Origin of the sequence: Nesterenkonia maliinae, from assembly GCF_051262655.1 — a bacterium.
Lineage (GTDB): Bacteria > Actinomycetota > Actinomycetes > Actinomycetales > Micrococcaceae > Nesterenkonia.
In genome coordinates, this window is the sequence record NZ_JBIMEY010000001.1 from 935,798 (window position 1) to 947,329 (window position 11,532).

An 11,532-nucleotide genomic window follows, 5' to 3' on the forward strand; every position below is an offset into this window, starting at 1 on the left:
TCACGCCGACTCCTCCCAGTTCATCTCCGGATTGCGGAAGGTGTTGAAGTCGAACGTCCTGGGACCGTCACCGTCGGAGCTCGTCGGCGGATCTCCCCACAGTTCCGAGGGGCCAGGAGACTTGCCCTGATCTGAGATCCGACCATCGTCCGGTGAGGTCGCGTTTGAAACGCGAGCGTCCGGCGGCGAAATCGGAGCCGAATCCGAGGTCGATGTAATTTCCCCGGTCTGAGTGTCTACTTCTTCAGAAGAACCAGCACCCAGATCTTCCTCTCCTTGCTCTTGCGTTTCCTCTCCTTCAGATGTCACGTGACCATCACGTGACTGTCCCTGTGACTCTGTAGGTTCTTGGTCCTCTTTCTCCTTGGACCTCTTGCGGGCCTGTCGTTCCCGATCCGCCTTGCGCCGGTTCTCCAGCACTGCCTCCGCGACTGCTGCCGAGGTCTGGTACTTCTGGAAGTCCGCGATCTGGTAGCCGTCCTTGGTCGTGTTCCAGAGGCCCAGCTTCACGAGCTCTGCTGCAGAGTCCGTCGAAGAGAACGTGACCAACGGCAAGTCCTCGTACGGGATGGCCCCGTCCGTCATGTTGGAGACCGACCAGGCCGTCCCGAGCACGAACTGCCGGAACGCTGGAGCGCTGGTCCTGAGCACCCTCCGGTCCATCAAGTAGTGCGCGGGGAATCGGGAATCCATCAGCCCTCCTGGGGGTCCTTTGCGTGGGCGAGACTCATGGTTCGTGCCCACTTGCGGCGGTTGTGCTGCAATGCGCCTCCTCTGGCCCTGAGGATGGTGAAGCACCGTCCGCACTGGTCCTTGTTTGTCTGCTTCACCGGGAGGATGTGGGCGTCCTCGATCCTCGGTTCGACCGCGACCCCGCAGAGGGCCAGCACGTCCCCACCTTCGACGGCGGCTTCGGTGACGCGGTGCTTCTCGTAGAAGTGAAGGAGCTGGCTCACTGGGCGCCCTCCTTCACCTTCGACTGCTGGCGCTGGAGAATGCTGAGCGCCCGGTCCGGTCCAATCGCCTCCAGGCAGTCCAGGCAGATCGCCCGCGATCGCGATGCTGGGCGGATCGGTATCCCGCCCTGCGTTATAGGCGGTTCGAGGTCAGCGCCGCAGGCTCCGGTGAGCTTGTCCTCCAGCACTGCTTCTGCGAGGTCTTCGCGGCGGTATACGTGCAGGTAGTCGTCCATCACCGGTCACCGTCCTGGAACTTCTGCGCCTGCTCCTGGAACCATTCACCGATCCGCTGCAGCTCATCCGGCATCAGTGTCAGTTCCGCCACGTGCTTCATCTCATCTGTCAGGAAGACCTTGATCGCGGGGCTCTTTGTGCCCTCGTCGTCGCGGATCGTGTAGGTGTGGGCGGAGCCGATCTCCTCGCAAGCTTCGGTGCCGAAGATCAGTGCGCTGATGAGGTCCAGACGTTCACCGCCGTACACCTCGCCATCGACATCGGTCGTGGTCTCCCAGATATCTACCGGGTCGCCAGGGGTGAAGGTGTGGGCCTTAGCTGTAGACTTAGACATCATCGGTTCTCCTTCGTGGGGTTCTGATTCTGGAGCGGCCTGACTGTTTTCCTTGCCGGGAGAGTCGGGCCGCTTTTCTGTGTCAGGGGTGATCTTCATGCGCTCACCTGCTTCTGTTCCTCGAACTTCCCCTCGATCCAGTCGAGGATGTCCTGCTCTTTCCAATAGAGCCGTTTTCCGAGCCGGACCGCAGGGGGACCTTCCCCTCGGATTCGCCAGTGCCGGATGGTCGCCACCGGCACGCCCGTCATCTCGGCGAAATCTTCGATGCTCCTCAGGCGTGGATCACTCATGCTTCACTCCTCTCATTCTGCGAGCTTTGCGCTCACAACTGAGCATAACACAATCTGACAGGTGTAGGCTTACAACATGCACGAAGAACAGGCAGAGACATCGACGGACCCGACGCAAGCGCAAGAACAGGCTTTCGTGCGGAATATCCTCAAAGAGCGCGACCGCCGGGGTATGACCCAAGGCGCATTCGCCACCTACCTGCGTGACCGCGGGGTGAAGGGGATGCATCAGACGACGCTCTCCCGCATGGAGAACGGGTCTCGGCCGTTGAAGCTGCGTGAAGCTATCCAGATAGCCGACGCGCTCAAGGTTCCCCTGGGCCACCTGCTCACTCCCCCGGATCACGTCGCTGCCATCAATGGCCTGTTCGATCTGACTGAAGGCTTGGATGGTTGCCTCGATGACATGACACAGGCGATCAACCGAGCGCTGAGCCTGCTCTCCAAGGGAGCTGAGGCGATTGGTGCTCTCGATGACGTATCGGATGAGCTTGTTGGCGAGGACGATGTGTGGGATGAGATACGGCGTGCGCGGTCTAGCTTGGAGGCCTACGTGGAGGGTGGCTTAGAGTCCTTCATCCATCGAGCTCGGGCAGAGTCTTGGCTGACCAACTACGAAGCCTCTGGGGATACCAATGGCGAGTATTGATCGGCGGTCTCTCAAGTCTGGTGTCACCTGGCGCGTCCGGTGGCGTGATGAGTCGGGCAAGCAGAACGCCAAGCACTTCCCGCGCAAGTTGGACGCGCAGCGATTCAAGACCTCCGTCGAGTCGGACATGCTCACCGGCAAGTACGTCTCCCCCGCTGCCGGCCTGGTCACGTTCCGGGGCTTCTATGACCGGTGGAGCAAGCACCAGCTCTGGGAGTCCGGCACCCGCGAGGGGTTCGATCTGGTGGTGAAGCAGGCCGGGTTCTCAGACATGCCGCTGGCGAAGATCAAGCGCTCACACGTCGAGGTGTGGGTGAAGGCGATGGACTCCAAAAACTTCGCACCGCAGACCATCAAGAATCGGCTCGGCTGGGCCGGCACGATCTTCCGCGCCGCCATCGCAGACCAGCACCTCGCCATCGACCCGTCTGCCGGGGTCAGGACGCCTCGCCTGGCGCCGAAGGCGGAGCGGATGACCATTCCCACCGCCGACGAAGTGAGCAAGCTCCTGGGCGCGTCTCCGGACTGGTTCAAGCCGATGATCGCGCTCGGCGCGTTCGCCGGCCTGCGGATCGGTGAGGTGAACGGACTGCAGGGCTCAGATGTGGACTTCCTACGCCGAACGATCAAGGTGAATCGGCAGGTGCAGCGCCGCTCTAACCTGCCGCTGGAGGTCCGGGCGCCCAAGTATCAGTCCTTCCGCACCATCTCGGCACCCGAGGGGCTGCTGAGCATTCTCTCGCAGCACATGGGCGAAATCGGCCTCTACGGTGACGACGGTTGGTTCATGCCCGGTCGAGATGGTGGCCCCGCGTGGCCGCGCTCGGTGGACTACCACTGGACACGGACCAGGGAGGCTGCGGGGCTGACGACGAAGTTCCACAGTCTGCGACACTTCTACGCCTCCGGGCTCATCGCGGCCGGCTGTGACGTGGTGACCGTGCAGCACGCCATGGGGCACAAGTCTGCATCCGTCACGCTGAACGTCTATAGCCACCTCTGGGAGACCAGCGAGGACACCACGCGGGCCGCTGCGCAGGGCCTCATGGACGCTGTCCTCAGCCCTGGTGAGGACTCATTGAGGACTCAGACCAACAGCTGAGCCTCTGACCTGGGGCGATGTCCAAATGGTGGCGTTGATCCAGATCTCCTCCACCGATTCGTCCTCGAGAAGCGGCTGGAGCTCCCCGAAACCGGCGACGGCGTTGACGACGTGCTTGACCGCCTGCTGGACCGGTCCGATCAGCGGCAAGGCGGTCACCATCGACCGGCGGTCGTATTCAGCAACGGCTGCCTCCACCAGCTCCTGGACACCGATCGGGTTCTCTGCAGGGTCCAGCCCGCGGTGCCGGATCTGTTCCCGCACCTCATCTTCAACGATCGTCAAAGCATCCACAGGCTCGGCCTCGTCCCTGATTCCAGTGTGGTGAGATCACGATAGCCAGCCGGATAGCTCCTGACCATAGATTGTTCAAAACCTGTGGAAAATGGGCCACGATCACAGGTTCTCCACAGCTGACGACCTGTCGCGGAGCAGCCTTTCCCTCGGATCTAGCCTCAGACCAGCACCGGCCCGGGCGCGCGTCCCGCACACGCCCCAAATCGCATCAGACCAGGAGGGACACAGTTGACCTCGGCACCACCGACCGCTCTTTCCTGCACGGTTGTGCACGCTCCAGGCTCGGTACCCGAGACTTTGTGGAATCGGCTGCGGATCGAAGCCGGAGGCACCCACCCGCACGAACTCCGAATCCTCCTCGACGGCGCGGCCGCTCCCAGTGGGGCTCAGATCGATGACGCGCTGGGATCCTGGATCCGCAGCGTCAGCGCAGAACCACCTCTCCGGGCGAGACTTTCGGGCGGTGCCCACCCGAGCTGGGTCGCAGTCCTGGACGGGACACCGCTGAAGGAACATGCCGCCGACTCCCCCTCCATTCACCACGGGATGGTCGTCGTGCTGCACACCTCGACCTCCAGAACCGTGCCCAGCCGATCCGCACCACCGCTGCGACTCTGCATCAGCGCGGGGCCTGACTCTGGGTGGATGGTCAGGCTCCCGCGCGGCGTCCACATGCTCGGGCGGGGCACCCGGCATCGCGGCACGGCAGATATCCGGATCAACGACCCCCACCTGGAACGCTCACACGCTACGATCCGGGTCAGCAAGACGCAGGTGCAGCTTGCCCGTCCCGGGACGGCCCCGACCTCGCTGAACGCCGATGCCCCGGTCAGGCTCGGCCGGTCCCGCGTGGAACTGGTCCAAGAGCCCCCACCTCCTGTCCCTCAACGGAACTGGCCCTTGCCCCCGGCGAAGGTCACGGAGCAGCCGCCGTCCGGGCGCCACCGGACGATGCTGCTGGTATCCCTGGCTCCGCTGGCGGTCGGCGTCGTGCTGGTGCTCGTGACCGGCATGTGGATCTTCCTGCTGTTCAGCGCCGCCTCGGCAGTCCTCGCTGTGATCACGCTCCTCGATGGGCGACGCCGGCGTCGCCGCTTCCGTCGCTCCGTGCGCGCGGCGTCCATTGAGTGGGCCGACCAGCGCAGGGCTCTGTTCCCCACGCCGGGACGTGCCGTCAGAGCTCTACGAGCACGGGCACGCCCGAGGAGCTCGCTCGGTCTCCACGACCCAGGCGGCGTCGTCGTGACGGTGGGTGAGGCGCGAATCGATGCTGAGCTGGACTGCCCGGGCGAGTCCGGACAGCTCGAGGCTCTGGATGAATCCCGCGTCCTCACCGCCACGGCGTGGAGTCTCCTAGGCTCGGAACACACTGTGCTCTCAGGCTCGCCCCGGGAACAGCTCAGCGTCCTGCGCTGGATTCTCGCTCAGCTGACGCATCATGTCGACGCAGGTCCTCACGTCCTGCTCGCACCGGACCTCGAGTCGCTCGGCAGGGCTCGGGCGTGCGATGTACGCAACCTTCTCGACCCGACGGAGCTGCGCGACTATCGGCGCGTCGGCGTAGTGCAGCCGCCGGGACTGGAAGCCGCGCTGCGTGATCGGTCACCCGGTTCACCGTCGACCCCGGCACCCGTTTTGATCAGCCCGGTTCCGCTCGACTCCGGCCCCGTCAGGACCGCGCTCGGCGCCGGATGGCACGTCATCTCCACTTCTGGATCAGACATCTCGTCAAGACCAGCAGCACCTCCGCCTGCCAGGCAGATGCCGCCGACGAGCGCTGACGGGTGGCGGGTGAACCTTGACGCCGGAGAACTTCACCGGATCGAGTCAGGCACTGCGCGAAGGGTCGCGACAGGACTGGTCCCCGACGGATTGTCCCGGCAGACTCTGCACGAACACCTCAGGCTGGGCCTTCGCCACGTCTCGGGGTCGGGCACCGACACGGGAGTCCCGCCGCTCGTCACCGCATCCCTGCCGTCTCCACTGATGCCCGGCAACGCCCGACTGAGGCTGGAGACGCTGCTGGGCCAGGGCTCCTCGGCCGAAGAGCTGCTGGACCTGGTCGCAGACGGACCCCACATCCTGCTGGCAGGGACGACGGGAGCCGGCAAGTCCGAGCTGCTGAAGTCGATGCTCCTGGGCTGGGCGGCGAGATATGGACCGCGGGAGCTGAACCTTCTGCTCTTCGACTTCAAGGGCGGGTCAAGCTTTCAACACCTGGCTCGGCTGGAACACACGGTAGGGCTGGTCACGGATCTCACAAAGGCCCAGTCCGATCGCACGTTGGAAGGCCTTCAGTCTGAACTCACCCGGCGGGAACGGCTGTTCCTCGAATCCGGAGTCGCCGACTATGCAGATTTTCGGAGAGCCCGCCCCGCCGAGTCACTGGCCCGCATGCTCGTGGTCATCGACGAATTCCGGATCTTCACCCAGACGCTGCCGGGCGCGATGGACGAACTCATGCGGTTGGCGACTCTTGGCCGATCCCTGGGTCTGCACCTGATACTCGCCACCCAGCGCCCGCAGGGGGCGGTGACAGCGGACATCCGCGCGAACATCGGCACCATCATCTGCCTGCGTCTGCGCAGCGAAGAAGAGGCACGCGACCTGGTGGGCACCACCGAACCGGCCCATCTGCCACGGCAGCTGCCGGGCCGCGGAATCATCCAACGCCCCGGAGAAACAGCCCGCCCGTTCCAGGCAGTCCAGCTGCTGGACCGTTCAGCGAAGATCACGGCGCGCGCCGAACGGGTACCGGCGCCCCCAGCGATCGGGTGGCGAGATTCCACTCCGGCTCTGGTCGAGGCGCTGGAGAGGCATCTTCGGGTCACGAGCAGTCGCCGAGCCCACACGCCGCTGTGTCCCCCGCTGCCGGAGATCCTGCGTGCTCCGCTGGGCGCGACCGAGATCCAGTTCGGCCTCATCGACGACCCGGCCCGGCAGACGCAGCGGCCGCTGCGGCTGAACCTGAATGGGGGCGCGGGCACCGCGGTGCTGGGTGAGACTGCCTCCGGTGGCACCGCAGCGCTGCAGTCGATGGTGCGTCAGCTCCTCGCTCACCCCAGCGAGGTCCACGTCTACCTGTTGGATGGTGATCACTGTCTGGAGGAGTTCCGGCACCACCCACGGATCGGGTCCTGGGTCACCACGGATCACCTGCAGGAGGCCCAGTACCTGATCACTCAGCTTCACCGGCTGGTGACCAGACGAAGGACCTCCCCACCTCCGGAACGCATCCCGCTGGTCCTGGTCATGTCCGGGCACTCGCGCTGGCAGCGGTCCGGCAGCCTGATGGGCGGCGGAGACCTGGAGTCTGATCTCGGGCTTCTTACGAATGAAGGCGCTGGGTTCGGATTCAGCATGGTGGTCGTGGGAGGCCGTGAACTCGCCCTCGGAAAGCTGGGCTCCCGCCTCACGTGCAAGGTGTATCTCCCCTATGGGGTGTCTGAGGAGGTCCGCTACCTATGGCCCAAACTGCGTGCCACGGATCCCCTGCCCGGTCGCGGAGTCCTCGTATCCGCCGACGAGCCCCTTCCCGGACTGAGCGTCCAGCTGGTGACTGGAGTCCTCGAACAGAGGACCGAGCCCCCGGTGAACAGCGACCAAAAACCTCTGAGTCCTACGATGCTCAGAGTCGATCCCCTGCCACTATCGGTGGGGTTGCCAGTGCTGGGTTCCGATTCAACAACACTGTCGTTGGGACTGCACCAGTTCACCCACTCTCCCGCCACGCTCGAGGACAGCTCCTGGCAGGCTGGGCTGATCCTCGGAGCAGCCCAGACCGGGAAGACCAATGCACTGCGCCTGGTCGCCGCTCAACGGCACTGTTGGACCTTGGCGGATCTGGCCGTGGCGGGCGGATCGGGCAACCACACTGAGGAGGCCGCCACGCTGCTTCTCATCGACGACGCCGAGCGGTGCACCCCCGCGCAGCATCGCAGCATCGAGGCCTGGTTGGAGTCTGGCGGAAAGGTGCTGGCGACGGCGCTTCCCCAGCTCAACGTCTTCAGCAGACTTCCGTGGTCCTATCGAGCTCGTGGGGGCGCCGCGAACTTCGTGCTCAGTCCGCTGACCCGCTCTCAGGGAGAGGCCTTCGGGCTCTCGGTGCCAACGCTTCAACGTCACACTCCGGGGCGGGCAGTGTGGATCGGACCAGAGGGCCCGCGGATCATCCAATGGTGGAAGCATCCGGAATCGGCGTGATGAGCCACACCACGTCAACTATGGGAAGCTCCCGGCCATGCCACTGACCCGCCGGTGTCCCAAACCACCTCCGCGCCCCGCGCCCGTCCCATCTCAGGGGATCTGGTGGCCGCGGCCCACACCTCGCCCACTCCGCCCTCACCCGCCCCGACAGGAGGCCACGTCGATAAGCCGCCAAAGGGCCTCCCGGAGGCTGGGACGGAGAGTGCGGGAAGTTTTCCGAGCCGGCAGGGCTGTCGACCTCAGCGCTGAGGCCTCTCTCGCTTTTTCAGGATTCCCGCAGGTAAGGGGACTACCAATAGGGAGTCGATAGTCCCCCGGCCCCGAACGAAGGACCCGCTCATGAACTCCCGCTGGAACAACTCCTCGGCCCTGCTCTCCGTGGCCGCCATCTCCGCGCTCGCGCTGAGCTCCTGCGCCAGCGACGAGCTGGACTCCGAGGACGACGACGCCCAGCCCACCGCGACAGTGACCGAGACCGTCGAGGCGGAGCCCACGGACCCCGCCGCGACCGAGGCTGAACCCACCGAGGGGTCCACAGACTCCCCCGAGGACGAAGCGTCCGAGACCGCGGATCCGGCGACCGACGACTCCGCAGCCGCAGACGGGGACCCGCTCTACCAGGCGGTGGACGCCGTCGAGCAGGAGTACCCGGACTCCGTCGTCCTGGATCTCGAGACAGAGGGCAGCTACTACGAGTTCACGATTTTAGACGGCGGAGCCGAGTGGGAGCTCGACGTGGATCGTGAGAGCTTCGAGATCATGAACACCCAGGAGGACGACATCGACTCGGATGATCAGCGCAATGCCGAGGCCGTGCAGGTGGAGTTCACCGAGGCGCTGCGCACCGCCGCTGAAGAGGGCGGCGGGACCCCGGAACAGGCCGATCTGGACGACGAAAACGGGACGGTGACATGGGAGATCGAGCTGGACAACGGCACGGAGGTCTACGTGGATGTCGCCACCGGGGAGGTCGTCGACTCAGGCAGCTGACATAGACTGGGCTGATCGAAACATCAGTCGTCTAGGGCAGAGAAGAGGTGGCGTCGTGACGGCGGGCCACAGTGACACCACCGGTGACCACCCGGAGCAGACACCGCAGGTCTGCACAGAGGACCCTCGCGTCGACATGGCCGATGAGACCTCGGAGTCTGCCGCTATGAGTGATCAGCGCGGCCGTCATGACCTCACCGGCTTCTCCCCCAAGGCACGGGCCTGGCGGTCCTTCTTCGAGACCTCCGCGATCATCAGCGATCGCATGGAGAAGCGACTCTATTCCAGCACAGGACTGCGGCTCAGCGACTACAACCTGATGCTGCTCCTGGCTGAGGCGGAGGATCACCAGCTGCGCATGGGCGAACTCGCCGAGGGCATGGTCTTCTCTCCCTCCAGGCTCTCCTACCAGGTCAAGTCGTTGCAGAAGCGCGGGCTGATCGATCGCTTCGCCGACGCCGAGGACCGGCGCGGCATGACGGCGCAGCTCACCGACGAGGGGCACCGCGTCTTCGAAGAGGCCTCGCGGCTGCACGGCACCCACATCCGGCAGCTCTTCCACCCGGCCCTGGACGACGCCGAGGCCGATACGCTGCGCCAGATCTGTGAGCAGATCAAGGACACTGTCGCCGCCGCGGACCAGGCCTGAGGGCAACGCCCTGACGACTCCAGCGGGGCATCACCCGGGGTGGCTCAGCGAACCAGCTTCAGCTGGACCGAGTCAGCGCGTTCGCGCAACATCGACACGTCACCCAGTGCGGCCTGCAAGCTGGCCAGCGCCAGCCGGGCATCGACCTCATCGAGTCCAGGCTCCAGCACGATCCCGACGCTGAGCTCCGGACCGCTTCCGCCGCCGGGCACCGCGTCCCCGGCCGCAGTGCGGGTGCCGACGCCGTCGCCGGGCTGCAGCTGCAGCTGCGCGACGCCGGGGCAGAGGTCCAGAATGCCGCCCAGCGCCTCGGCCAGCTCAGAGTCCTGATACGAGGGTACCCATCGGCTGGCCTGCGCGAGGGCCTCCACCGCGGGCCGCCGCAGCACGAACGTCAGCTCCGCGCCGGGGTCCAGCACAGCAAGTTCGGCACCCTCCGCCAGGGCGGCGAGCATGATCCGCTCGGTCTCCGCCGCCACGGGACGCGCCTTGTCATGCCAGGCCGTGAGCGCCTCCACGGAGGTGAATACCGGCATGGTCTGGCGTCCGTCGCGGCTGGTGATGCTGATCAAGGTGATGTCCGCCTGCTTGTCCCCCACCGGCGCGCTCGGCTCACCGGGCTTGCCGCCGGGGGCCGGTTCGGCCTCCTCGGCCAGCTCGGCGAGCACCGGGACGAACAGCCGCTGACCGGCCAGGGCCCCGACGAACCCCGCTTCGTCGAGCTCCCCGGCGAGCAGCCGCTCCCGTGCGACCCTGACCGCGGCGGTGGCGAGGCCGTCGTCGCCGTCGAAGGTGTGCAGCGGGTTGCCGTCCCCGGAGAGGTCGCGGTCCGCCCACGGGACCCCGGCGGAGTCAGCGGGCCGGCCCTGCGCATCCCGGGGTGCACGCTGCAGCAGCGCAGCGATATGACCGGGCAGATCCCTGCTGGAGGCGGCGTTCAGACTCATGCGGAGGCTGCGGCCACCTTCAGCGCTTCGGGGAACTCGAACTTCCCGGCGTAGAGGGCCTTGCCCATGATGGCGCCCTCGACGCCGAGGGAGACCATCTTGGCCAGCGCTGCGACGTCCTCCAGGGAGGAGATGCCGCCGGAGGCGACCACGGGCTTGTTGGTCTTGGCGCAGACCTGGGCGAGCAGCTCGGTGTTGGGTCCGCGCAGGGTCCCGTCCTTGGTGACGTCGGTGACCACGTAGCGGGGGCAGCCTGCGTCCTCGAGGCGCTGCAACACGTCCCAGATGTTCCCGCCCTCGCGGGTCCAGCCGCGGGCGGCGAGGGTCTCGCCGCGCACGTCGAGGCCGACGGCGATCGCGTCACCGTGGCGTTCGATGGCGCGGGCGGTCCACTCCGGGTCCTCCAGGGCCGCGGTGCCGAGGTTGACCCGGGTGGCGCCGAGCTCCAGGGCGCGGTCCAGGGACTCGTCGTCGCGGATGCCGCCGGAGAGCTCGATCTTGACGCCGAGCTCCTTGACCACGCGGGCCATGATGTCGCGGTTATCGCCGCGGCCGAAGGCGGCGTCGAGGTCCACCAGGTGGATCCACTCGGCACCCTGCTGCTGCCAGTTCAGCGCGGCCTCCAGCGGATCGCCGTAGCCGGTCTCGGATCCGGCCTCCCCCTGGACCAGTCGCACGGCCTGGCCGTCGGCCACGTCGACGGCGGGCAGCAGCTCCAGGGCGGGAACGGTGGCGGTGGGCGCGGAGGGCTCAGTCATGGATCTTCTTTCGGCTGGAGGTATGGCTGGTGGGTCGGGACGGCGGTGTGGAACGGGCTGGCGGGTGCACCGCAGCGGTCGGGCTGCGCGGAGTTCCGGTCCGCGGGGAATGCA

At 66.1% G+C, this 11,532-nt stretch carries 13 protein-coding genes; 5 read left to right on the forward strand and 8 right to left on the reverse strand.

Features of this window, described 5'->3' with window-relative positions:
• The 5 genes from ACHAA4_RS04235 to ACHAA4_RS04255 all read right to left on the reverse strand — a co-directional run bounded on the left by ACHAA4_RS04235 (nucleotide 1) and on the right by ACHAA4_RS04255 (nucleotide 1,820).
• A complete protein-coding gene (locus ACHAA4_RS04235; RefSeq protein WP_435772913.1) occupies nucleotides 1-693 on the reverse strand; it encodes a hypothetical protein in 693 nt (230 codons plus the stop codon).
• The gene (locus tag ACHAA4_RS04240) at nucleotides 693-956 is read right to left on the reverse strand and encodes a DUF3039 domain-containing protein (protein WP_435772914.1); all 264 of its coding nucleotides are present in this window, start codon (nucleotides 954-956) and stop codon (nucleotides 693-695) included. Before ACHAA4_RS04240 ends, ACHAA4_RS04235 begins: the two co-directional genes overlap by 1 nt.
• A complete protein-coding gene (locus ACHAA4_RS04245) occupies nucleotides 953-1,192 on the reverse strand; it encodes a hypothetical protein (RefSeq protein ID WP_435772915.1) in 240 nt (79 codons plus the stop codon). Before ACHAA4_RS04245 ends, ACHAA4_RS04240 begins: the two co-directional genes overlap by 4 nt.
• A complete protein-coding gene (locus ACHAA4_RS04250) occupies nucleotides 1,192-1,527 on the reverse strand; it encodes a hypothetical protein (RefSeq protein ID WP_435772916.1) in 336 nt (111 codons plus the stop codon). The genes ACHAA4_RS04245 and ACHAA4_RS04250 overlap by 1 nt, the downstream gene beginning before the upstream one ends.
• 95 nt (nucleotides 1,528-1,622) lie before the next feature.
• Nucleotides 1,623-1,820 carry a helix-turn-helix transcriptional regulator gene (locus ACHAA4_RS04255; RefSeq protein WP_435772917.1) on the reverse strand — a complete coding sequence of 66 codons (198 nt, stop codon included), beginning with the start codon at nucleotides 1,818-1,820 and terminating at the stop codon, nucleotides 1,623-1,625.
• 76 nt (nucleotides 1,821-1,896) lie between these two features.
• Here ACHAA4_RS04255 and ACHAA4_RS04260 point away from each other — a divergent pair, with 76 nt between their 5' ends.
• Nucleotides 1,897-2,469, forward strand: coding sequence for a helix-turn-helix domain-containing protein (locus ACHAA4_RS04260; RefSeq protein ID WP_435772918.1), 573 nt, complete (start codon nucleotides 1,897-1,899; stop codon nucleotides 2,467-2,469).
• Complete coding sequence (locus ACHAA4_RS04265) at nucleotides 2,456-3,571, forward strand: tyrosine-type recombinase/integrase (protein ID WP_435772919.1); 1,116 nt, start codon at nucleotides 2,456-2,458, stop codon at nucleotides 3,569-3,571. The genes ACHAA4_RS04260 and ACHAA4_RS04265 overlap by 14 nt, the downstream gene beginning before the upstream one ends.
• Here ACHAA4_RS04265 and ACHAA4_RS04270 read toward each other — a convergent pair.
• Nucleotides 3,545-3,856 carry a hypothetical protein gene (locus ACHAA4_RS04270; RefSeq protein ID WP_435772920.1) on the reverse strand — a complete coding sequence of 104 codons (312 nt, stop codon included), beginning with the start codon at nucleotides 3,854-3,856 and terminating at the stop codon, nucleotides 3,545-3,547. The two genes, ACHAA4_RS04265 and ACHAA4_RS04270, sit on opposite strands and share 27 nt — an antisense overlap.
• 309 nt (nucleotides 3,857-4,165) lie before the next feature.
• On the opposite strand from ACHAA4_RS04270, the gene ACHAA4_RS04275 reads away from it, so the two are divergent.
• From ACHAA4_RS04275 to ACHAA4_RS04285, 3 genes are all read left to right on the forward strand, one after another.
• The gene (locus tag ACHAA4_RS04275; RefSeq protein ID WP_435772921.1) at nucleotides 4,166-8,071 is read left to right on the forward strand and encodes an FtsK/SpoIIIE domain-containing protein; all 3,906 of its coding nucleotides are present in this window, start codon (nucleotides 4,166-4,168) and stop codon (nucleotides 8,069-8,071) included.
• 342 nt (nucleotides 8,072-8,413) lie between these two features.
• Nucleotides 8,414-9,064, forward strand: coding sequence for a PepSY domain-containing protein (locus ACHAA4_RS04280; RefSeq protein ID WP_435772922.1), 651 nt, complete (start codon nucleotides 8,414-8,416; stop codon nucleotides 9,062-9,064).
• A 166-nt stretch (nucleotides 9,065-9,230) separates the two neighbouring features.
• On the forward strand, nucleotides 9,231-9,713 hold the full coding sequence (locus ACHAA4_RS04285) for a MarR family winged helix-turn-helix transcriptional regulator (RefSeq protein WP_435772923.1): 483 nt from the start codon (nucleotides 9,231-9,233) through the stop codon (nucleotides 9,711-9,713).
• Nucleotides 9,714-9,757: 44 nt separating this feature from the next.
• On the opposite strand, the gene ACHAA4_RS04290 is transcribed toward ACHAA4_RS04285, so the two are convergent.
• Nucleotides 9,758-10,660 carry an SseB family protein gene (locus ACHAA4_RS04290; RefSeq protein WP_435772924.1) on the reverse strand — a complete coding sequence of 301 codons (903 nt, stop codon included), beginning with the start codon at nucleotides 10,658-10,660 and terminating at the stop codon, nucleotides 9,758-9,760.
• Complete coding sequence (gene priA, locus ACHAA4_RS04295; RefSeq protein ID WP_435772925.1) at nucleotides 10,657-11,418, reverse strand: bifunctional 1-(5-phosphoribosyl)-5-((5-phosphoribosylamino)methylideneamino)imidazole-4-carboxamide isomerase/phosphoribosylanthranilate isomerase PriA; 762 nt, start codon at nucleotides 11,416-11,418, stop codon at nucleotides 10,657-10,659. Before priA ends, ACHAA4_RS04290 begins: the two co-directional genes overlap by 4 nt.
• Nucleotides 11,419-11,532: the final 114 nt, after the last annotated feature.

Bases quoted from the DNA above. Each gene is read 5' to 3' on its own strand.
- ACHAA4_RS04250 (WP_435772916.1), bottom strand. From the start codon at position 1,527: ATGTCTAAGTCTACAGCTAAGGCCCACACCTTCACCCCTGGCGACCCG.
- ACHAA4_RS04255 (WP_435772917.1), bottom strand. From the start codon at position 1,820: ATGAGTGATCCACGCCTGAGGAGCATCGAAGATTTCGCCGAGATGACG.
- ACHAA4_RS04260 (WP_435772918.1), top strand. From the start codon at position 1,897: ATGCACGAAGAACAGGCAGAGACATCGACGGACCCGACGCAAGCGCAA.
- priA (WP_435772925.1), bottom strand. From the start codon at position 11,418: ATGACTGAGCCCTCCGCGCCCACCGCCACCGTTCCCGCCCTGGAGCTG.
- ACHAA4_RS04290 (WP_435772924.1), bottom strand. From the start codon at position 10,660: ATGAGTCTGAACGCCGCCTCCAGCAGGGATCTGCCCGGTCATATCGCT.
- ACHAA4_RS04235 (WP_435772913.1), bottom strand. From the start codon at position 693: ATGGATTCCCGATTCCCCGCGCACTACTTGATGGACCGGAGGGTGCTC.
- ACHAA4_RS04285 (WP_435772923.1), top strand. From the start codon at position 9,231: ATGAGTGATCAGCGCGGCCGTCATGACCTCACCGGCTTCTCCCCCAAG.
- ACHAA4_RS04245 (WP_435772915.1), bottom strand. From the start codon at position 1,192: ATGGACGACTACCTGCACGTATACCGCCGCGAAGACCTCGCAGAAGCA.
- ACHAA4_RS04265 (WP_435772919.1), top strand. From the start codon at position 2,456: ATGGCGAGTATTGATCGGCGGTCTCTCAAGTCTGGTGTCACCTGGCGC.
- ACHAA4_RS04280 (WP_435772922.1), top strand. From the start codon at position 8,414: ATGAACTCCCGCTGGAACAACTCCTCGGCCCTGCTCTCCGTGGCCGCC.